This window comes from Acinetobacter pseudolwoffii (assembly GCF_002803605.1).
GTDB lineage: Bacteria > Pseudomonadota > Gammaproteobacteria > Pseudomonadales > Moraxellaceae > Acinetobacter > Acinetobacter pseudolwoffii.
The window spans coordinates 126,717-148,308 of record NZ_PHRG01000001.1 but is presented as its reverse complement, the minus strand read 5'-3'; the positions used below and the strand labels follow the sequence as shown (position 1 = coordinate 148,308).

Here is a 21,592-nt window from a genome sequence, read left to right as displayed (position 1 = left end):
GGAAAAGTGTAAGGAAGCCTCTGATGCTATAACGATAGCAGTAATTATTAATTTTGTATGCAAAAAAATAACAAAAAACCTTATAAACAAGGATTGAATATATTATGTATTTAATAATTATTGAACTATTAAAGTTAATAGTAAACTATAAGTTTATTTAGGATCTGCTAAAAAATTAATTATTTTCAATATGTTGTGTGAATTTTAAGGTTGTGTGGATTGGTTTTTCTGAGAAATATAGAAATACTGTGCCTTAGTATCTCTATATTTCTTTCTTAAAGACTTAGAGTAAGGCAGTCTGAATCCGGACTTTCATATCCAGAGTCTGTTGCAGAATATAGTTTTTTATCCATGTGATCTGTTCACCCATCGGGTTCACCTTGATCGCAGTATCCAGAAAATGCAGATCCGGCTGACTGAAAAGTTGCTGTTCCAAAGTCTGCTCCAGCATCTGGCTATTGCTGGTTAAAGGCAATGCCACCAGATAGAATGCTTTAGGGTAATTGTAAAATGCATAGAGTAAGTTAAAGGCTTTTTGATCACCTTTAAGATTACCCGCACCGATTTCATAAGCTGCATTCTGGTTGCTATACGTCACACCCAATAAGAATTCCCAATGACCTTCTTGCAAACGCAGACCAAACTGTAATCCGATCTGGTCGGCAGTCAATTCATGTTGCAAATAGATATTTAAAGGCTTGCCGTCTTCACTGAAAGGTTCTTGTAAGACTAAAATGTGTTGCTGATGCTGATAAATGTAACCTGCAAGCTCTGCTTGTTCCAGGCGAGTTTTTAGAGTGGAGAGATCAAAAGCGCTATAAGCCATAAGCAAAATATATCAAAGGGAGAATTTAGCCTACTCTATTAATTTTTCAGCATCTTGGAAACCACTACTTTAGATTATTTATCTATACTTTTATGGGTGATTTTAAAAATTAATACAGCAAAAATAGTCAGATGTGGTGACGTTCATTATTGATTCATAAAAACTGATATTTGTTATTAGTGAATTTTTATATGAGCTTTTGATATATCAATATCATAAAACAAGCAATGGCTAAGATAAGTAAATCACTATAATGAATATAAATTTTCAAAAGTGTCATAAGTACACGTTTTTCTAAGCTGGTGTTGTCCATGTCGTTAAATGAGGAAAGACTTACTCATCTCAAACAGCTTGAAGCTGAGAGTATTCATATTATCCGTGAAGTAGCAGCTGAATTTGAAAATCCAGTCATGCTTTATTCCATTGGTAAAGATTCAGCAGTCATGCTGCATCTTGCACTGAAAGCGTTTTATCCAGCCAAACTTCCATTCCCGCTACTGCATGTAGACACGGGTTGGAAATTTAAAGACATGATTGCTTTCCGTGACAACATGGCAAAAAAACATGGTTTTGATTTGATCGTGCATCAAAACAAAGAAGGAGTCGAGGCAGGCATCAATCCTTTCGATCATGGTAGTTCAAAATATACTGACATCATGAAGACCCAAGGTTTAAAACAAGCCTTAAATAAATACAAGTTTGATGCTGCTTTTGGTGGTGCGCGCCGTGATGAAGAAAAATCTCGTGCCAAAGAGCGTGTCTATTCATTCCGTGATGATAAACATCGTTGGGATCCCAAAAACCAACGCCCTGAACTTTGGAATCTTTACAACGGTAAAGTGAATCAAGGTGAAAGTATTCGTGTATTCCCGTTATCAAACTGGACCGAGTTGGATATCTGGCAATACATCTATTTGGAAAGTATTCCACTTGTGCCACTTTACCTGGCTGCAGAACGTCCTGTGGTTGAGCGTAGCGGTACACTTATTATGGTGGATGACGAACGTATGCCTTTAAAAGAAGGTGAAGTTCCACAAATGAAATCGGTACGTTTCCGTACTTTAGGTTGTTATCCATTAACAGGTGCAGTTGAATCAACTGCAGATACCTTGCCGGAAATTATCCAAGAAATGCTCTTGGCAACCAGCTCTGAGCGTCAGGGTCGTATGATTGACCATGATGAAGCAGGCTCGATGGAGAAGAAGAAGCAGGAAGGCTACTTCTAATTTAATCTCCCCCTAAAAATCTCCCCAAACCCCTCTTTGAGAAAGAGGGGCTTAAAAGTGGAGGAAGTCTCCCTTTTATAAAGGGAGATTTAGAGGGATTCAAAACCGATTTCTAAAGAATATGTGGAGCTTTGGGCAATGTCTCATCAATCAGAACTGATTAGCCAAGATATTTTGGGCTATTTGAAACAACATGAAAATAAAGACCTGTTGCGTTTCCTGACTTGCGGTAACGTAGATGATGGTAAATCGACTCTAATTGGTCGACTGCTTTACGATTCAAAATTGATTTATGAAGATCAATTGCAAGCCGTCACCCGTGACTCGAAAAAAGTCGGTACCACAGGCGATGCACCTGACTTGGCACTTCTGGTAGATGGTCTGCAGGCAGAACGTGAGCAGGGCATTACCATTGATGTCGCCTATCGTTATTTCTCGACTGAAAAGCGTAAGTTCATCATTGCCGATACTCCGGGACATGAGCAGTACACCCGTAACATGGCAACAGGTGCATCGACCTGTGACCTTGCGATTATCTTGATTGATGCGCGTTATGGTGTGCAAACTCAAACCCGTCGTCATACCTTTATTGCAAGCTTACTTGGTATTAAAAATATTGTTGTTGCGATCAACAAGATGGACCTGGTGAACTTCTCTGAAGCCCGCTTCAATGAAATTCAGGCAGAATATGCAGCATTCGTTGCGCAGTTGGGTGATCGTAAACCATCGAACATCATCTTTACGCCAATTTCTGCATTGAATGGCGATAACGTGGTGAACAAGTCCGCCAATACACCGTGGTACACCGGTGAAACGTTGATGGGTACGCTTGAGTCGGTAGAAATTAACCGTACTTCGGCAAAAGCAGATTTTCGTTTTCCTGTGCAATATGTCAACCGTCCAAACCTCGATTTCCGTGGTTTCTGCGGCACGATTGCACTTGGTGATATCAACGTTGGCGATACCGTAACGGCTTTACCATCAGGTAAATCATCAACAGTAAAAGAAATCGTTACTTTTGATGGCAATCTTGAGCATGCTGTTGCAGGTCAAGCGGTGACTTTAACACTCAACGATGAAATTGATATTTCACGTGGTAACGTATTAATTCGTGCCGATCAAGCGGTTCCAAATATTTCTCGTTCAGTTCAAGCGACTGTGGTGTGGATGGCGGATCAAGCGCTGGTGATTGGCAAGCTGTACAACATTAAGATTGGTACACAGACTGTTCCTGCAAAAGTGACAGCGATTCATTACCGTACCAACGTCAACACACTGGAGAAAGTTCAGGTCGAAAATCTTGAGTTGAATGCGATTGCCAATGTGACTGTTGAATTTGATGCGCCCGTGGTCTTTGATCGTTATCAAGACAGCCGTTATACCGGTTCATTTATCTTTATTGATCGTTTAAATAACGTGACGATTGGTGCAGGTATGGTGGAAGAATCAGTTGAATGGTCTGCACATGATGAGCCCGTGACTGCTGAAGTGCGTGCTGCGCGTTTGGGGCAAAAACCTGCTGCGCTGACTGTCTCGGCAAAAGCTTTGGAAAATGCTCAGGCACTTGAAAGTTTATTGATTCAGCAAGGCATCGTGGCAATTGCCAGAGCGGGTCTTGATGTTACACAAGTTGCATTGCTTCGTGAAACAGGTGTGGTGGTGATTACCGATACTGCTGAAGGTACGGACACCACTTTAATTATGGAAGCAGTCGAAGAGCTTGCTGATAAAATTGTAGAATTGGTTCGATTATAAGACTGAGTCGATTTAAAAAACCCGCTGTAAAGCGGGTTTTTTATTTGGATGCTTTTAAGTATGTAAATAATGTGCAGCCGTGTGAATGTTGAACTTTCACTTAAATTTCTTCTCGATATAATACAAATATTGAGGGGTGTTTATGAAAAAAATATTTATTTTAATCGGGTTGTGTTTGGCTTTTGGGGTGGACGCTAAACAGGCGACCAGTACAGATGCAATTAAGCAAAAAATTATCCAGCAGTCGATTGATCGTTATCCGGGGAATTGTCCATGTCCTTACAATACGGCCAGTAATGGCAGTTGCTGTGGTAAACGTAGTGCATATAATCGGGCGGGTGGGCATGCACCTTTGTGTTATCCGGAAGATGTCAGTGATCGGATGGTCAAAGAGTATAAAAGCCGTGGTTAATTACCAAGTCCGGATTTTACCGAGGGGTAAAAACGAAATTTTCTCTACAGTTTATCTTCAGATATGTATGCTTCAATTATTCAGAAAAATCAGTTAGGGATTGAGATAGAATCGTCTTTATCTCCGTTAGACTTTTTGCGCCAGCAATCCTTTTAATGATTGTGCCATTTTTAAAAATAAGCGTAGAAGGCAGACCATAAACATGATAGCGCAAGGTTAATACTGGAGATTGGTCGATATTTACTTTGCCAAATTTGATTTCGGGCTTGCTTTCAGCATATTGCGCTGCCAGTTCATTAAAGACCGGAAAATTCTGAATACAAGGCTTACACCATTCGGCATAAAAGCGAATGACTGCAAAACCTTCGAACCATTCAAAATTACTGTAATTATTCTCGTTATACTCAATGATCTCGCTCATATCCATCTCCTATCAATTTTTTGAATAGTGACTTGATTATACATAAGTCCGACTTGGCTTCATTCCTCAGCTTAACTATGTTCAAATAAAGCCAAGTATCTTGAATATTCAATAAGCAGGGAAATATATGTCACAAGCAAGCATGCAACAGGTCATTATTACAGAACCGGGCGATATCGATAAATTGGCTTATGAAACGGTTGCGATCCCCGAAGCCAAAGCAGATGAAGTTCTGGTGAAAGTCCATGCTTTCGGAATTAACCGTCCAGATATTTTGCAACGTCAAGGTTTGTATCCAATGCCGAAAGGCGTAACACCAGTCCCGGGTCTTGAAGTCGCGGGTGAAGTGATTGCAGTCGGTGCTGAGGTAAGCCAGTTTAAAGTTGGTGATAAAGTCTGTGGCTTGACCAATGGTGGTGGTTATGCAGAATATTGTGTCGTACCAGAAAGCCAGACCTTGAATATTCCGGAAGGTGTAAGCTTTACACAGGCGGCAGCCATTCCTGAAACCTTTTTTACCGTGTGGGCCAATGTGTTCCAGATGGGGCAGGCCAAAGCAGGGGAAACCGTGCTGATTCATGGCGGGAGCAGCGGCATTGGCACTACTGCTTTAATGTTATGTAAAGCACTCGGAATCAAAAGCTTTGCGACTGTCGGTACGGATGACAAGGTTGCAGCTATTTCAGAGTTAACTTATGCGATTAACTATAAAACGCAAGACTTTGAGCAAGTGATTAATGAAGCAACTGACAATGGCGGGGTCGATGTCATTCTGGATATGGTGGGTGGGCCATATTTAGAGCGGAACCTGAGTTTGCTGCGTCGTGATGGACGTCTGGTGTATATCGCCTTTTTGGGCGGTCGTAAAGCCAAAGAGGTTAATTTAGGTCCTATCATGATGAAACGTCTGACCATTACAGGTTCGACCATGCGAGCACGAAGCACCGCTGAAAAAGCGGAAATTGCACAAGGTCTCAAAGAGCAAGTGGCACCGTTATGGGCGAAAGGTGAATGTCTGCCTATGATTTATAAAACTTTCAAGTTTGATCAAATCCAAGAAGCACATGCAGCCATGGATACCGGAGAACATGTCGGTAAAGTGGTGGTTGAAGTAATTTGATCGAATGTGATCGAGTCAAAAAATACCAGTGATTTCACTGGTATTTTTCGGTTTTAAATAAAAATTTAACAACAAAAAAATGTATATTATTTTGAATAAAAGTTAAAAAATAACAACTATGCGACACAACCTGTCAAGAATGATAGGTAAATTGCACTCATAGATAATTCCGACTAAAAGATTCAACATTCACATGAATATGAGATGGAAAAATATATGAAAATTATTTCAGCACCTTATAGTCCTAAACATGGTTCAAAAGCGTTAGGGCGTATTCATAAAATGATTATACGCGGGACAATCACTTGGACAAAACTACATGAATTATATGGTGCGATGCTGCATCTAGAGCGCTATGTGGAAAGATTAACCACCCAGAATAGTCATTCAGGTCAAAAACGATCCAGAAAATCTAAATAAGCAGTTATATTTTTATAGTCAATAGATAACGAGGACTTTATATAGATAAATGCCTTAGACTTTGTCCTAATATTACTCACTTATTGAGATTGAGTATAATTAATTAAATATTGAGCTATAAGTAAGTACATAACAGTGTATTAAGTGGGGATTTATGAAGCGGCAAGCTTCAACACATGAACGTCTTGCAGAGCGTTTAGCCAGAATTTTGACCAAATTAAATGTCGGATATCAACTTCGGGCTACCGAATTGGCTGCAGAATTCCAGGTCAGCACCCGCACCATAGAGCGTGATTTCGATCGGCTAAGCTCTTACTTGCCTTTACTTCAGGATGAACAAAAAAGATATTATCTGGATACCTCTTATTTGGGACGGTTTAAGCTACAAGATATTCAAAACTTTGCTCAACTTTCCGGGATTAGTGAGCTTTATCCGGCGTTGGATATGTCGTTTTTACGTGAATTGTTAGATGATCGTGCCAATCTGGTATTTTCTGCAAAAGGCTATCATTTTGAAGACACCAAACAGTTTGCTGAGCATTTTAAAACTTTAGCCGCTGCTATTCATAAGCGTTATTATATTCATTTACGTTATCGTGAAGAATCCAGAAATATCCAGCCTTATCGTTTAATCCATCATCATGGCATTTGGTATCTGGCGGGTATAGATCAGGGAAAACTAGGCACCTACCGTCTCAGTCAGATTCAGCAAGTTGAATTGTTGCTTGATCTGAAGCCCTTTGAACATGAGGCTGAAATATTAAAAATTCTGGAGGATGAAGAAGGGATCTGGTTTGGGCAGCAGAAACAACAAGTCTGGGTAAAAATTCAGCCAGAAGTCGCCATGTTTTTTAAAGAGCGTCGTTTATTTCCGGAACAACAGATTGAGCAAGAGTCAGCATCGGGAGGGTTGTTAATCAGTTGTCAGATTCGCCATGAAATGCAGCTTTTACCTTTGGTGCGTTACTGGATGCCCCACATCAAGATTACTGAGCCTGTACATTTTCAGCAGAAACTGGAGCAAGATTTAGAACGTTATTTACGTTCTGCGGGATAAAATCGCACGTCTGTATAAGATGGCTTGATTGATAGTTTGACTTATTTTCTAAATTTCAGACATAAAAAAACCAGCTTAATGCTGGAGATTTTATTGCACCATTTTAACAAGGATTAAAATGGTGCCCGAGGCCAGACTCGAACTGGCACGCTTTGTGGGCGGGGGATTTTAAATCCCCTGTGTCTACCGATTTCACCACTCGGGCTTTAACAAGATGGAGGCGGAGGTCGGAATCGAACCGGCGTCCACGGAGTTGCAGTCCGCTGCATGACCACTCTGCCACCCCGCCACGTCTTGTTGATGCGTATATTATCAAGCCCTGAAAAAAAAACAATAGCATATTCATTTGTATGCGCATAAAAACAGCATCTGGCGGAAAATATTTAAATTATTCATGTAGAATGTGCAAAATTGATTCATATCAACACTTGGGAGAAATGCCGTGGCATTAGTTCTAGACGGTCGTGCATTGGCGAAGCAAATTGAAGCTGACTTGTTTACTCGCGTAGAAGCGCTGAAAGCAAAATCAGGTCGTACTCCAATTCTTGCGACGATTTTGGTAGGTGACGATGGTGCATCTGCAACTTATGTGCGTATGAAAGGCAATGCTTGTCGCCGTGTTGGTATGGATTCATTGAAAGTTGAGCTTCCAACAGAAACCACAACTAAACAACTTCTTGCAGAAATTGAAAAGTTAAATGCCAATCCAGATGTACATGGTATTCTGCTTCAGCATCCGGTTCCTGCGCAAATTGATGAGCGTGCATGTTTCGATGCGATCTCGCTTGAAAAAGATGTCGATGGTGTCACTTGCCTGGGTTACGGGCGTATGGCGATGGGCGAAGCTGCCTATGGTTCAGCGACGCCTGCCGGGATCATGACGATTTTGAAAGAAAACAACATTGAAATCGCGGGTAAACATGCGGTGGTTGTCGGTCGTTCTGCAATTTTGGGCAAACCAATGGCGGCAATGCTGCTTGAAGCCAACGCAACTGTGACCATTTGCCATTCACGCACTCAAAACTTACCTGAATTTGTAAAACAAGCCGATATTATTGTTGGTGCGGTCGGTAAAGCGGAATTGATTCAAAAAGACTGGATCAAACCAGGTGCAGTGGTGGTTGATGCAGGTTTCCATCCACGGGATGGCGGTGGGGTAGGTGATATCCAGTTGCAAGGCATTGAAAACATTGCGTCTGCTTATACCCCGGTTCCGGGTGGTGTGGGCCCGATGACCATCACCACTTTGATTCGTCAAACGGTAGAAGCTGCTGAAAAAGCGCTTGGTTAATTAAATCCTCCCTGACCCTCCTTTTTCAAAGAAGGGAAGCTAATCATCAATTTTTAGATGGAAGTTCCCCTCTTTCCTAAAGAGGGGTTAGGGGAGATTTTTTGAATATATAGATATAAATTAAAAGAAAACCTAATGAGCTGTACCTTTCAATTGCCTAAAGCTCCTCAGCATCTGCTAAAAGCCTTACATGATGTGATTCCACATTGTGAATTACAGGCGCAGCAGCTTCCCGATACGCCTATTTCTTTATGGCTCATTCCACCGGTATTTCCAACAGATAAACTCGATGATGAAGTGATTCGTCGTATCTGGAATGATACGCCGTATTGGATCTTTTGTTGGGCGTCTGGCTTGTCTATGGCTCAATGGCTATTGGCTGAACCACAGCATGTCAAAGACAAGGTGGTACTGGATTTTGGTGCGGGTTCGGGTGTAGTGGCGATCGCAGCGAAAATAGCAGGCGCAAAACGGGTGATTTGCTGTGATATCGACCAGATCAGTCTGGATGCATGTCGTGCCAATGCAGAGCTGAATAGTGTCGAGCTTGAATATTTGGATGATCTGTATAAGGCAGAGCAGCTAGATATTCTGTTAGCCGCAGATGTGCTGTATGACCAGTGTAACCGTTTTTTCTTGGATGAATTTTTAAAATTTGCACCTGAAGTATGGGTGGCAGACAGTCGAGTCAAAAATTTTAGTCATCCAAAGTATATAAAGCTGGATGAACGTAGCGCGACGACCTGGCCAGACCTGGATGAATCGCCGGAATTTCGTAATGTCAGTTTTTATAAAACACGTTGAATTTGAAAAATAAAAAGGGCAATAAGCCCTTTTTATTGTGTTGCTTTGAATATATCGGATATTAAGAACAAGTATAACGAATGACACGCATCGTGGTTGGGCGGGTGTCTAAGGCTTCGCGTGCACCGAGATTCTCGCTATTATATAGATCTGGGGTATTGCTTAAGCTGATTTGCGTGCGGCTATTACCTAATTGGCGGCCATATTGTTCCTGCTCCGCAAGTGGATTAGAAATTTCATTGGTGCTTAAAATCTGGATATTATAGGTTTTTGAACCGCCCAAAGTCTGTTGACAGGCTGCCTGCAATTTTCTTTCATCCTGATTAGGCCGTCCTGAAAGCGTATAGCTCAAGGTTACTGTATTGCCTGAACGTTCCAGAATTTCATAGCCACTTTTTCCGTTGAATTGATGTGGTGCAGTCTGACACGCACTTAACATGAAGCTGCTTGCAGCCAGAGCTAAAATGACCGTTGTTCTTTTCATATTTATATTTCCTAAAGTCTTGCGCTAATTATGCCATAGTTTGCTTCAACTGCTGCTCTGGTCAATTGTGATCAATTGTTTATCCATTTAATAAAAAAGGCCGCTTACGCGACCTTTTTTGAATCAAATCAGCAATTAAGCAGATTTAACCGCAGCAATTAATTCTGCTTGACGTTGTTTTAACGCCTCTGGCAAACGACCACCAAGTTTGTCGAACAATTCAGTGTGGCTTTCAAGTTCTTTGATCCATTGATCTTTATCTTGAGCAGTCACAAGGTCAAATTGTTCTTTAGTAAAGTCAGAACCAGTCCAGTTCAACTGTTCATAAGTTGGAACGCGGCCAATTGGTGTGTCAACAGCAGTTGCACGACCTTCACAGCGGTCAATGATCCACTCAAGAACGCGCATGTTTTGACCGAAACCAGGCCATACGAAGTTGCCTTCAGCGTCACGACGGAACCAGTTCACGTTATAGATCCCAGGAAGTTTGTTGCCAGCAGCTTCAGCTTTCTCAGCAACTTGCTCGCCCATTTCTAACCAGTGCGTGAAGTAATCCGCCATGTTGTAGCCAGCGAAAGGAAGCATCGCGAACGGGTCACGACGAACAATACCTTGTTGACCAACAGCAGCAGCAGTGGTTTCAGAGCCCATGGTTGCAGCTTTGTAAACACCATCAACCCAGTCAAATGCTTCTGAAATTAGAGGCACTGTGTCCGCGCGGCGACCACCGAAGATGAACGCAGAAATTGGAACACCTGCTGGATTTTCCCAGTCAGCGTCAATCGAAGGGCATTGACCAGCAGCAACAGTGAAGCGAGCATTTGGATGCGCAGCTTTTTCTTCGCCAGTGTGAGGTTGACCTTTCCAGTTGGTCAGGTTAGCAGGTACTTCTTTAGAAAGACCTTCCCACCAAACTTCACCGTTGTCAGTTACAGCAACGTTGGTATAGATCACATCTTTAGTTAATGTTGCCATACAGTTCGGGTTGGTCTTGGTATTTGTACCCGGTGCTACACCGAAGAAACCAGCTTCAGGGTTGATTGCATATAGACGACCGTCTTCACCTGGTTTGATCCAAGCAATATCGTCACCTACAGTTTCAATTTTCCAGCCTTCGTAGCCCGCTGGTGGAATCAACATCGCGAAGTTGGTTTTACCACATGCAGATGGGAATGCCGCTGCGATATAGTGTTTTTCGCCTTGTGGATTGGTCACGCCAAGGATCAGCATGTGTTCAGCTAACCAGCCTTGTTGACGACCCATAAATGATGCAATACGTAAAGCCAGGCATTTTTTACCAAGCAATGCGTTACCGCCGTAACCAGAACCGTAAGACCAGATCTCACGAGTTTCTGGATAATGCACGATGTATTTTTCAGGGTTGCAAGGCCATGCAACGTCTTTTTCGCCTTGTTCTAGCGGAGCGCCCACAGTATGTACACATGGAACGTATTCGCCATCAGTACCTAGAACGTCATAAACAGCTTTACCCATGCGAGCCATTTTAGACATGCTTACAGCAACGTAAGGAGAATCTGTTAATTCGATACCGATGTGTGCAATATGAGAACCTAAAGGACCCATAGAGAAAGGCACAACGTACAAAGTACGACCTTTCATAGAACCATCAAACAAACCGTTGAGGCGAGCACGCATTTCAGCAGGTGCTTCCCAGTTGTTGGTTGCGCCAGCGTCTTCTTTGTTTTCAGAGCAAATGTAAGTACGACCTTCAACACGAGCAACGTCAGAAGGATCAGAATTCGCAAGATAAGAACCAGGATGAGTTTCTTGATTCAGTGCTTGCATTGTGCCGTTAGCGATCATCAAGTCGATATAACGTTGATATTCTTCTGCGCTACCGTCACACCATTCAATTTTTGCTGGTTTTGTTAATTTAGCAATCTCTTCCACCCAAGCAATAAGCTTAGGGTGACGAACGAATTCTGGTGCGTTCACTTGGGTCATGGTGAGGCCTATCTCAAATGTGTACAAAAAGGATGTACAAAGTACAATCCGAACAATAAAAATGTTGCCCGGATGATATATGAAAAAAAGTGGCTGTATTAAAGCATAAAATGATAAAAAAAATAAGACCAAAGAAGCACTAGATTTCTTTTGGCATATAATGCTATTTTATTTGTAAATATAATGAAAACAATAAGATAAAACTGAATATTTGAATTACCTTGGTTATTTATTTTAATTATGGGTGGTATTTATTTTAAAAATTATTAATAAAATCAATTTATTAATTTTAGAGCACGTCTCATATTCGTTATTGATTAAATAAATGGTTGCCATTTGAATTTTACATAAAGCTACTGTTAATTGTCTATGAATTGGACAAAATGCCAATAGGCTTCATAAAGTTGTGCGAAAAATGTCTAATCAATCTAAACCCTTATCGCTTATTTATAATCATAATGCTGGTTTTCGCATACAAGGGCCAGAAGGGATCTATGAACAACTGACTGAAATATTTTCAGCGCAAGGTTATCAGACTAAAGCCTATGAAATCAATGATTCACAGCAATTTGATCATGTTATGGCGGAGGTGTTGACACGACATTTAGCGTCGGATGAAGCAGGCATCGTGGTGGCAGCAGGTGGGGATGGTACTTTAAATACAGTCGCCAAGCATTTATTAAATACGCAAATTTCTGTCGGAATTTTACCCTTGGGTACTTTTAATTATGTAGCCAAATTATTAGATATTCCCCTGGATTTAATTGAAGCCGCTAAAGTGATTGCCACGGGACAATCTAAACGTATCAATGTAGCCCAAATTAATCAGGATATTTATCTGAATAATGCCAGTTTGGGTCTGTATCCCTTATTTATCAAAAAACGTGAAGATTATAACCGGCGGTTTGGTCGATTGCCGTTACATGCCTATACTTCCGCACTGGATGTGCTGATTCGCGACCGTAAGGAACTGAAACTGGAAATCTGGGTAGATCACAAGAAATATCCGGTAAAAACACCCCTGATCTTTTTTGGCAACAATCCCTTGCAACTGGCAGATATGAAAATGCAGATTGCCAAAGCAGCAGAGCAGGGTAAAGTCGCAGGAGTGGTGGTTTCTAAAAGTGATAAGCTAACTTTATTTAAGCTTGTGTATCAGTTGGTTCGTGGCAAGATTGATCAGGCTTCGGATGTTTACAGTTTTGCTGCCGATCAAGTCCGTATCGAATCTAGATCCAAGAAATTGATGGTGGCGATTGATGGCGAAATCGTAGAAATGGCACCGCCCCTCAATATTTCTGTTTTAAAAAACAGCCTGAGTGTAAGGGTGTCGCATGATCCTGCATCTGTCTGATCTGCATTTTGGGACAGAAAAACCCGAGTGTTTAGAGGCAATTCGACAGTTCTGTCAGACTCATCCTCTGGAAGCGGTCGTCGTCAGTGGTGATCTGACCCAACGCGCACGTTTAAGTCAGTTTTTGGCCTGTAAACGGTTTTTAGATCAGCTTGGGACACCTTATCTGGTAATTCCGGGTAATCATGATATTCCGCTCTATCATTTATGGAATCGGCTGTTCAATCCATTTACCCGTTATCAGCTTTTTTTTGGTGAACTTGAACCGACACTTGAAACAGACAACTTTTATCTGGTGGGGGTGAACTCAATCCGGCGCCGCTATCACACCAAAGGGCATTTATCGCTTGAGCAGATTCAGCGTATTGATCGGAAATTAGGCCAAGCGCCTTCTTCCAAATTAAAAATTATTGTCAGCCATCAACCGTTCTATGTGCCTTTTCAAAATAAGCGCGGTTTTAAGGATAGTCCATTGATGGCCAAAATTGCTTTAGAAGCTTGGGCAGCACATGGCCTGTTTGCAGTCTTGCATGGACATCTGCATCAACCTGCGGTTTATGATTTGAACCTGATCTTTGATTTGGGGGCAGATCATCCTGTTTATGATGTACATGCAGGTACTTCAGCCTCGCATCGGCTACATAAAAAAGAGCCAAATAGTTTTAATCTGATTGATGCATCAGGAAAAATTTCCCAGTATTTATTCGATGACGTGACCCAGTCCTTTCTGTTAAAGCCTGATATGTTGAATAAATAGACGAAAAATCAGTATTCGTTAAAAAAAAGCAATTTTTTTTCATTTTTGCCCTTGAAGCGTTTTATTCCATCTCCATAAAAGTGACATCAAAAATTTTTGATGATGACCCATGGAATAATTAAGTCGTCATCAGTGACCTAAAAAGACTTAGTCTGATGGAGTTAAATATGAGCAACATTCGTCCATTACATGACCGCGTTGTTATTCGTCGTGTTGAAGAAGAAACTAAAACAGCTGGCGGTATTTTACTTCCTGGTTCTGCTGCAGAAAAACCAGCTCAAGGTGAAATCATTGCTGTAGGTAATGGTCAAATCACTGACAATGGTGTACGTGCACTAGATGTAAAAGTTGGCGATAAAGTATTGTTCGGTACGTATGCGGGTACAACTGTGAAAGTTGACGGCGAAGAACTTCTTATTATGAAAGAATCTGACATTTTAGCGGTATTTGCTTAATTTCCGTTTAAAGTCGTCTTATGTTCATCAGAATTTAAAAGATATTAAAAGTATTTGGAGTCAAAAATGTCAGCTAAAGACGTAAAATTTGGTGATTCAGCGCGCAGCAAAATGATTGCTGGTGTGAACATCCTTGCAGATGCAGTGAAAGTAACACTAGGTCCTAAAGGCCGTAACGTTGTGATCGACCGTTCTTTCGGTGCGCCGCACATCACCAAAGATGGTGTAACGGTTGCCAAAGAAATCACCCTAAAAGATAAATTCGAAAATATGGGTGCTCAACTGGTTCGTGAAGTGTCTTCAAAAACCAATGACATCGCAGGTGACGGTACAACCACTGCAACTGTATTGGCTCAAGCAATTTTGAACGAAGGCATCAAGTCAGTGACAGCGGGTATGAACCCAATGGACCTGAAACGCGGTATTGATATTGCAGTTAAATCTTTGGTTGCTGAAATTAAAGCAACTGCTCAACCTGCGTCTGATTCTAAAGCGATTGAACAAGTCGGTTCGATCTCTGCAAACTCTGACACCACTGTAGGTAAACTGATTGCGCAAGCAATGGAAAAAGTGGGCAAAGAAGGTGTCATTACTGTAGAAGAAGGTTCAGGCTTTGAAGATTCTCTAGATGTGGTAGAGGGTATGCAGTTTGACCGCGGTTACATCTCGCCATACTTCGCAAACAAGCAAGACACGCTAACTGCGGAGCTTGAAAATCCGTTCATTCTTCTGGTTGACAAAAAAATCAGCAACATTCGTGAGTTGATCACAGTGCTTGAAGCAGTTGCGAAAACAGGTAAACCGCTTTTGATCATCGCTGAAGATGTTGAAGGCGAAGCGTTGGCAACTTTGGTTGTCAACAACATGCGCGGCATCATCAAAGTATGTGCAGTAAAAGCGCCTGGTTTTGGTGATCGTCGTAAAGCGATGCTGCAAGACATCGCGATCTTGACTGGCGGTACGGTGATTTCTGAAGAAATTGGCATGCAGCTAGATCAAACTGCACTTGAACATTTAGGTACTGCACATAAAGTGACTGTATCTAAAGAAAACACAGTGATTGTGGATGGTGCGGGTAATGCAGGTCAAATTTCTGAACGTGTTCAGCAAATCCGTGCGCAAATTGAAGAATCTACGTCTGAATATGACAAAGAAAAACTTCAAGAACGTGTTGCTAAATTGGCAGGCGGTGTTGCAGTGATCAAAATCGGTGCTGCGACTGAAGTTGAAATGAAAGAGAAGAAAGACCGTGTAGACGATGCCCTTCATGCAACGCGTGCTGCGGTTGAAGAAGGTGTGGTTGCAGGTGGTGGTGTTGCACTGGTACGTGCAGCGAAAGTATTGGATAACGTAACTGGCGCGAATGATGACCAAAATGTAGGTATCAACATTCTACGTCGTGCGATTGAAGCGCCGCTTCGTCAAATCGTATCGAATGCGGGTGATGAGCCTTCAGTGGTGATCAATGCTGTGAAAAATGGCGAAGGCAACTTCGGTTATAACGCGGCAACAGGTGTTTATGGCGATATGCTCGAAATGGGTATTCTTGACCCAGCAAAAGTAACGCGTTCTGCACTTGAGCATGCTGCTTCTGTTGCTGCATTAATGTTGACAACTGAATGTATGATCACGGATATTCCAGAAGACAAGCCTGCAATGCCTGATATGGGCGGCATGGGTGGTATGGGCGGCATGATGTAATTCATGTTGATCATTTGATCTTGAAAAATCCCTACCTCAGGTAGGGATTTTTTTTATTTCTTGATAAAAAAGTACGATTTCAATAAAAAATAGAGTAAAATTTGAGACATAAGTTTGATCTAGATTAAAAAATGCAAACTGGGTATCATTTTTTATTAAAAAATTGATTAATGTTTATTTTTGTAACATTTGATCTTGGAATATATAATTTTTTGATTTATGATTTAATCAAAATATAATTGATGTGCGGCTATATGAACAGTACAGTTATAAATAATGAGGGGAAAAGTTCAGAGGATCATTCTGAACTGGTATTGATTAGTAAATGTGAATTAAAGTCTTTATACCGAAAATTAAAGGAATATGAAGATCGTTTACGGAGGTATGAGCATGAGCATAAAAAAATTTTAGCTTATTTCACGCATAAAAATTACAATTGATTTAACTCATCAATCAACTTTTTAATGATATCTTTATGATGATTTTTTAAAGCGCGAAACTTCAGATAATAGTCTAGATCTCCAATATCATGTTCTGAAATCTGAGCACTCGGACTAATATCCTGGTCTCCAAATCTTAGCCATTGATTAGATACATTTAGCCAGATTGCTAAAATAGAAAGTTTATCTTGGCTAGGGATGGCCTTACCTAATAACCAGTTATTTGCAGATTGTACTGAAATTGGGCTGCCGTCATAACGGTGATTGAATTCCCTAGATAAAAAAGTAGGGCTAATAGGGTGTGCAGCATCCAGTAAAGCTTGTTTCAATCGTTCAGCAAATAATTTTTTTTCTTGTTGATTGCTCATAAATTAAGTTCTCTCTTTCTATCTCATCATACACTTTATAAGTTTTATCTTAAAAATGTATTTAAAATACTACAATGATTTTAAGAGCATAATTTTAAGAAAACTCGACTCATATTTCAATTGTAACAAAGTTTTTTAGCCTATCTTGTTGTAATTATTTGTAATTATTATTTGTTTCTATATTTTATGTTGAGTTTAGCTTAATACAAATATCAGGTAATCAATCTGTTAATTAATCAAGGTTACTTTATCACTTTTTTATTTTTAAATCTCTATTTAAAACATAAGTTTAAGCTTTTTTTTCTAACTTTTTTGAACTAAAATCAATTTTAAATTTAAAAATAAATCAAATATTGATTGATATATTTGTTTCGTTTTGTATATTATTGACTCAGGATCGCTCTAGCGGCGGTATGGGGTGGATGGCATTCTCCAGAACAACCAGACATTCAACTCAGTTTTACTGGTTTACACCATCCCAGGGTAGGCCAGTTTTTTTATAAGAAATGGATATATATATGAAACTTAATACAGCTTTTAAACTTTCAGCTTTAGCATTTGCTATGGCTGTCCCAACTGTTGTAAATGCAACAACAATTACCCAATCTTCTGTAAATGCTGCTGATGGCTCTAATAATATTAACCTTACAGCTATGGGAGATGAGAATAATGTAGTAATTACAGCAGCTAAAGATGTTGTTATTACCGTTGATGGTAATGCTGGTAGTGTTGGTTCATTCTACATAAATAAGGGCAATCAAAATTTACTAAACTTAGATTCTTACAGTGGTTTGAACGTTAATACTAATTTAACTGTTAATGGCATCCTGACAGCAAATACATTAGCTGTTAATACATTGCAACATAATGCTGTAGAGGTAAATGCGGATGTTGTAAATACAAAAGTTGTTGATTTAGGTAGTAAGAGCAGTAACGTCTTTACTCCAGGCAGTCCAAATACTGCACAACTTCCAGTTGCTTTGCGTTTGGCTGAAGATGGCACAACATATTTTTATGAAATTGCAGATGGTCTGGGTAATAATGCAGCTAATGATAGCAACTTGCCTTCAACCTACATCTTGTCAGGAACAAACTTGCAATTATTCACCGATACCACAAATTCTACATTTGTAAATGGTGGTACTGCTTCTAATGTGCGCGTTGGTACAACGGATGTAACAAGCGTTACTAAAGAGCTAGATAATGAAAATCTGACTTATGCCGAATCGTTAAAAACCACTAATGCGATTCAAGCAGATTTTGCTGTAACAGATGCTACAGGTTCAACTAACGCTAACCCAGGTGTTTATGTGGATCAAGGCCGTACTTATGATTTAACAAATAAATCAATCGATACGGGTATTATTGGTACTGTTGGCAGTAATAATATTTATGGTGTAGATTTAAAGACAGAGCAAGGTAAATATTTAGCAAGTGATGACTCTCTAATTACTGGTTCAGTTAATCAAGCTACTTTAACTAGTGATGCTTTAGTAATTAAAACAACTGTAGATGATTTAACTAAAACAACAGAAATTACAGCAGATGGTATTAAGCTTAATAATGTATCTGTAGCAACAGTTGATGATGTTACTACGGGTGATGAAGCAACTCTAGCTGCTGCAACTGCATATACAGATACAACTGCTGCAACTTTACGTGAAGAAGCTGCTGCTGAATCTGTTCGTTTAGATGGTCGTGTAGATACAGTAGAAGCATCTGTAACAGCACTTGACTCTAAAGTTGATACAGAAGTCGCTCGTTTAGATGGTCGTGTAGATACAGTAGAAGCATCTGTAACAGCACTTGACTCTAAAGTTGATACAGAAGTCGCTCGTTTAGATGGTCGTGTAGATACAGTAGAAGCATCTGTAACAGCACTTGACTCAAAAGTTGACACAGAAGTTAATCGTTTAGACGGTCGTGTAGATACAGTTGAATCATCTGTAACAGCACTGGATTCAAAAGTTGATACAGAAGTAGCTCGTTTAGATAGCGATATTGCAAATGCAAATGCTGCTGCAACTGCATATACAGATTCAACTGCACAAACTTTACGTGACGAAGCTGCTACTGAATCTGCTCGTGTAGATACTGCAATCGTTGCTGGTGTAACAGATGCTAACGATTACACAGATACAACTGCTGCAACTTTACGTACTGAAGCTGCTACTGAATCTGCTCGTGTAGATACTGCAATCGTTGCTGGTGTAACAGATGCTAACGATTACACAGATACAACTGCTGCAACTTTACGTACTGAAGCTGCTACTGAATCTGCTCGTGTAAATACAGCAATTGTTGACGGTGATGCTGCGACTTTAGCATCTGCAAATGCAACTACTGCTTCAACTGCACAAACTTTACGTACTGAAGCTGCTGCTGAATCTGCTCGTGTAAATACAGCAATTGTTGACGGTGATGCTGCGACTTTAGCATCTGCAAATGCTTATACAAATACACAAGTAGCTAACGTAAATTCACGTATGAACCAGTTGAATTCACGTGTTGATGACGTAGAAAAAACTGCTTACCGTGGTATCGCTATTGCATTAGCGGCTCAACAACAAATTCCTAACATCGGTGCTGGTCAATTCGCTGTATTTGGCGGTGTAGGTCACTATGAAGGTGAGTCTGCTGGTGCCCTAGGTGTTGCAAGCGTGTTTGCTGATGGCCGTACTTCTGTAAGTGCTGCTCTTGGTTTCGCTGGCGGTAACGAAGTTGGTGGCCGTGTAGGTGTATCATACGTATTTGGCGGTAAATAATTACTCCTTATACTGACCTATAAAAAAAATCCCCGCAATATGCGGGGATTTTTTATGTCTTTACAAAATTATGATGAAGACTTTTTAACTAATTTGTAATTTAAATTACTCTCGATTTTCTTACCTGATTCAACATCACGTGCTTCGATAAAATTTTCGTCAACAAAGAATTTACGGTTTTCAGCTTTGTTATCTAATGTGATGAGTGACGGATCCTGAGGATCAAAACTAAAACTGCCTTTGAGCTCAAATTCATTATTATTAGCTTTCCCTAAATATTCTTCACTCAGTTCATAAGTCTTATCTGAATTAAGCTGTAACTCGACTTTAATGCCTTCACAGTCGGCACAAGGAAATACACCTTCATATTCACCTGCCCAATCTAATGAGGTCTCTGCGCTATCAGCCCGAGTCAGATTGGTACCGGGGTTATTTTGCTCCGTCATCGCTGGGCTGGATGGTGCATTATGATTCATTGGCTCATTGTCATTCTGTTTTGAACATGCTGTCAACGTTGATGAAATAGCGACTGCCATCGCAGCGGTGAATATAAATTTCTTCATTGTTTTGATCCTATGGATTTATTTGTTAGCTAATTACATTAAAAGCAGTCTGTATAGATAAATAGAGCAATCTTGTTAAAGTTTGATTCATTAGGTGAATCAGATCAAAGTTATTCATCAATCAATAGACTTTAGGGATTTTCATAAAATATTAAAGGCATTTTATGTCGTTTCACCAAGGGCTGCTTGGCGCTATGATTAAGAAAGAACTATGAAAAATGAGGCAGCAATGAAATTAGAACAAGAAAATAATCTTATTGCAAAAATTTATGATGCTGCATTATTGCCAGCTTTGTGGCTGGAGGTGATCGAAGATATCGTGAGCTACACTAAAAGTAAGAGTGCAATCTTTACCGGTCTGGATCAGCTTAATCCAGGCTATGATTTTGTTCACACGTATAATATCCCGAATGAAAGTTTGGCTGCCTATCAGGATGAGCGTATCAGAGTGATTGATATGAAGCTCCATATGCCCTTATGGAATGATATTGAGATGGGGGATGCGCTAAATCAGAATTGTCAGCATTATGCAGAGCGGCCCGGTACGGATCATTATGTATTTTATGAAAAATGTTTAAAGCCAACAGGTGTCTGCTATCTGGCAGGCGTGTTGCTCGATCGAGGTCATTATCGCTGGGCCGTACTCGGTATCCATCGTGCGCCTGAGGTGCAGCCTTTTGAACAGGCAGAGCTGGATTTTCTAAGACGCATCAGTATTCATTTACGCCGGGCTTTGCAAATTCACCGGCAAATCAGCTTGATTCAACAAGATAATTTAAGCTTGTATACCGTATTGGATAGTTTAAAAACAGGGATTGTACTGCTCGATCAAAACCTGTGTTTAAGTTATTCCAATCCTGTTGCGCAAAAGATGCTTGATCAGAGTTCATGTCTGGATCTCGATATACATAACCGTCTAAAAACCAATTATGCTCAGCAGGTACGTTTTGATCAGCTTCTGGAAAGTGCTTTGCTGGAAGATACGACCATTCAGACTGAAGTAGGTGGAGTCTTGGCGTTGAGTGATGGGGCAGGCTCACAATTCATGCTGACGGTGGTGCCATTTAAAAAATTAAGAAATATGCAACATTTACAGTCTGCTCAGCATCAAATTGCCTTATTTATGACAGATAAAAACCAGCATTATTCCCTGTCAAGAGCTTACCTACAACAGTGTTACCAGCTTTCCAAAAGAGAGTTTGATTTATGCGAGTTGTTAATTAATGGTTATAAAATAGAAGATATTGCAGAACAGTGTGGCATTACGTTGAGTTCGGTACGGACGTATTTTAAAAATATTTATGAAAAAACCCAATGTTGTTCGCAAATCGAACTGATGCATTTATTGATGGGTTGTACCATTCAATTTGAGCATATTAAATAAAATGCCCCAATCTTATGATTGGAG

At 40.4% G+C, this 21,592-nt stretch carries 20 protein-coding genes and 2 tRNA genes; 14 read left to right on the top strand and 8 right to left on the bottom strand.

Going from position 1 to position 21,592, the window contains the following annotated elements:
• Positions 1-283: 283 nt before the first annotated feature.
• Entirely contained in the window at positions 284-826 is a 543-nt protein-coding gene (locus tag CWI32_RS00745; RefSeq protein ID WP_005171949.1) for a hypothetical protein, read from the bottom strand.
• Between the two features lie 311 nt (positions 827-1,137).
• On the opposite strand from CWI32_RS00745, the gene cysD reads away from it, so the two are divergent.
• The 3 genes from cysD (at position 1,138) to CWI32_RS00730 (ending at position 4,219) form a co-directional block, all read left to right on the top strand.
• Complete coding sequence (cysD, locus tag CWI32_RS00740) at positions 1,138-2,052, top strand: sulfate adenylyltransferase subunit CysD (RefSeq protein WP_005096294.1); 915 nt, start codon at positions 1,138-1,140, stop codon at positions 2,050-2,052.
• 138 nt (positions 2,053-2,190) lie between these two features.
• Complete coding sequence (cysN, locus tag CWI32_RS00735) at positions 2,191-3,807, top strand: sulfate adenylyltransferase subunit CysN (protein WP_100534411.1); 1,617 nt, start codon at positions 2,191-2,193, stop codon at positions 3,805-3,807.
• A 142-nt stretch (positions 3,808-3,949) separates the two neighbouring features.
• Positions 3,950-4,219: a hypothetical protein gene (locus tag CWI32_RS00730; RefSeq protein ID WP_100534410.1), complete on the top strand. Its 270-nt coding sequence runs from the start codon at positions 3,950-3,952 to the stop codon at positions 4,217-4,219.
• Between the two features lie 76 nt (positions 4,220-4,295).
• Here the strand turns inward: CWI32_RS00730 and CWI32_RS00725 are convergent, their stop codons facing one another.
• The gene (locus CWI32_RS00725; protein WP_005171940.1) at positions 4,296-4,640 is read right to left on the bottom strand and encodes a thioredoxin family protein; all 345 of its coding nucleotides are present in this window, start codon (positions 4,638-4,640) and stop codon (positions 4,296-4,298) included.
• A 127-nt stretch (positions 4,641-4,767) separates the two neighbouring features.
• Here CWI32_RS00725 and CWI32_RS00720 point away from each other — a divergent pair, with 127 nt between their 5' ends.
• The 3 genes from CWI32_RS00720 to CWI32_RS00710 all read left to right on the top strand — a co-directional run bounded on the left by CWI32_RS00720 (position 4,768) and on the right by CWI32_RS00710 (position 7,237).
• On the top strand, positions 4,768-5,760 hold the full coding sequence (locus tag CWI32_RS00720; RefSeq protein WP_100534409.1) for an NAD(P)H-quinone oxidoreductase: 993 nt from the start codon (positions 4,768-4,770) through the stop codon (positions 5,758-5,760).
• A 216-nt stretch (positions 5,761-5,976) separates the two neighbouring features.
• Positions 5,977-6,180, top strand: a complete 204-nt coding sequence (locus CWI32_RS00715) for a hypothetical protein (protein WP_100534742.1) — start codon at positions 5,977-5,979, stop codon at positions 6,178-6,180.
• A 154-nt stretch (positions 6,181-6,334) separates the two neighbouring features.
• Positions 6,335-7,237 (top strand): helix-turn-helix transcriptional regulator, encoded by a 903-nt coding sequence (locus tag CWI32_RS00710; RefSeq protein WP_100534408.1) that lies wholly within the window; start codon positions 6,335-6,337, stop codon positions 7,235-7,237.
• Between the two features lie 119 nt (positions 7,238-7,356).
• On the opposite strand, the gene CWI32_RS00705 is transcribed toward CWI32_RS00710, so the two are convergent.
• Positions 7,357-7,442, bottom strand: a tRNA-Leu gene (locus tag CWI32_RS00705).
• 10 nt (positions 7,443-7,452) lie between these two features.
• Positions 7,453-7,526, bottom strand: a tRNA-Cys gene (locus CWI32_RS00700).
• 153 nt (positions 7,527-7,679) lie between these two features.
• On the opposite strand from CWI32_RS00700, the gene folD reads away from it, so the two are divergent.
• Both folD and CWI32_RS00690 read left to right on the top strand, forming a co-directional pair.
• Positions 7,680-8,528, top strand: a complete 849-nt coding sequence (folD, locus tag CWI32_RS00695; RefSeq protein WP_100534407.1) for a bifunctional methylenetetrahydrofolate dehydrogenase/methenyltetrahydrofolate cyclohydrolase FolD — start codon at positions 7,680-7,682, stop codon at positions 8,526-8,528.
• Between the two features lie 135 nt (positions 8,529-8,663).
• Complete coding sequence (locus CWI32_RS00690; protein ID WP_100534406.1) at positions 8,664-9,332, top strand: class I SAM-dependent methyltransferase; 669 nt, start codon at positions 8,664-8,666, stop codon at positions 9,330-9,332.
• 61 nt (positions 9,333-9,393) lie between these two features.
• Here CWI32_RS00690 and CWI32_RS00685 read toward each other — a convergent pair whose 3' ends face one another.
• Both CWI32_RS00685 and CWI32_RS00680 read right to left on the bottom strand, forming a co-directional pair.
• Positions 9,394-9,816, bottom strand: a complete 423-nt coding sequence (locus CWI32_RS00685; protein WP_100534405.1) for a hypothetical protein — start codon at positions 9,814-9,816, stop codon at positions 9,394-9,396.
• Positions 9,817-9,951: 135 nt separating this feature from the next.
• Positions 9,952-11,781 (bottom strand): phosphoenolpyruvate carboxykinase (GTP), encoded by a 1,830-nt coding sequence (locus CWI32_RS00680; RefSeq protein ID WP_005096308.1) that lies wholly within the window; start codon positions 11,779-11,781, stop codon positions 9,952-9,954.
• Between the two features lie 415 nt (positions 11,782-12,196).
• Between CWI32_RS00680 and CWI32_RS00675 the strand changes: the two genes are divergently transcribed.
• The 4 genes from CWI32_RS00675 to groL all read left to right on the top strand — a co-directional run bounded on the left by CWI32_RS00675 (position 12,197) and on the right by groL (position 16,048).
• Positions 12,197-13,135 (top strand): diacylglycerol/lipid kinase family protein, encoded by a 939-nt coding sequence (locus CWI32_RS00675; protein WP_100534404.1) that lies wholly within the window; start codon positions 12,197-12,199, stop codon positions 13,133-13,135.
• Positions 13,116-13,892, top strand: coding sequence for a metallophosphoesterase family protein (locus CWI32_RS00670; RefSeq protein ID WP_100534403.1), 777 nt, complete (start codon positions 13,116-13,118; stop codon positions 13,890-13,892). The genes CWI32_RS00675 and CWI32_RS00670 overlap by 20 nt, the downstream gene beginning before the upstream one ends.
• A gap of 167 nt (positions 13,893-14,059) precedes the next feature.
• Positions 14,060-14,347: a co-chaperone GroES gene (locus CWI32_RS00665; protein WP_005096311.1), complete on the top strand. Its 288-nt coding sequence runs from the start codon at positions 14,060-14,062 to the stop codon at positions 14,345-14,347.
• A gap of 66 nt (positions 14,348-14,413) precedes the next feature.
• Entirely contained in the window at positions 14,414-16,048 is a 1,635-nt protein-coding gene (gene groL, locus CWI32_RS00660) for a chaperonin GroEL (protein ID WP_005096312.1), read from the top strand.
• Positions 16,049-16,478: 430 nt separating this feature from the next.
• Here groL and CWI32_RS15225 read toward each other — a convergent pair whose 3' ends face one another.
• Positions 16,479-16,856, bottom strand: coding sequence for a hypothetical protein (locus tag CWI32_RS15225; protein ID WP_180077226.1), 378 nt, complete (start codon positions 16,854-16,856; stop codon positions 16,479-16,481).
• A gap of 518 nt (positions 16,857-17,374) precedes the next feature.
• On the opposite strand from CWI32_RS15225, the gene CWI32_RS15290 reads away from it, so the two are divergent.
• Positions 17,375-19,621 (top strand): YadA-like family protein, encoded by a 2,247-nt coding sequence (locus CWI32_RS15290; RefSeq protein ID WP_252146083.1) that lies wholly within the window; start codon positions 17,375-17,377, stop codon positions 19,619-19,621.
• Positions 19,622-19,689: 68 nt separating this feature from the next.
• Here CWI32_RS15290 and CWI32_RS00645 read toward each other — a convergent pair whose 3' ends face one another.
• Positions 19,690-20,184, bottom strand: coding sequence for a copper resistance protein NlpE (locus CWI32_RS00645; protein WP_100534402.1), 495 nt, complete (start codon positions 20,182-20,184; stop codon positions 19,690-19,692).
• A gap of 229 nt (positions 20,185-20,413) precedes the next feature.
• On the opposite strand from CWI32_RS00645, the gene CWI32_RS00640 reads away from it, so the two are divergent.
• Complete coding sequence (locus CWI32_RS00640) at positions 20,414-21,568, top strand: LuxR C-terminal-related transcriptional regulator (RefSeq protein ID WP_100534740.1); 1,155 nt, start codon at positions 20,414-20,416, stop codon at positions 21,566-21,568.
• Positions 21,569-21,592: the final 24 nt, after the last annotated feature.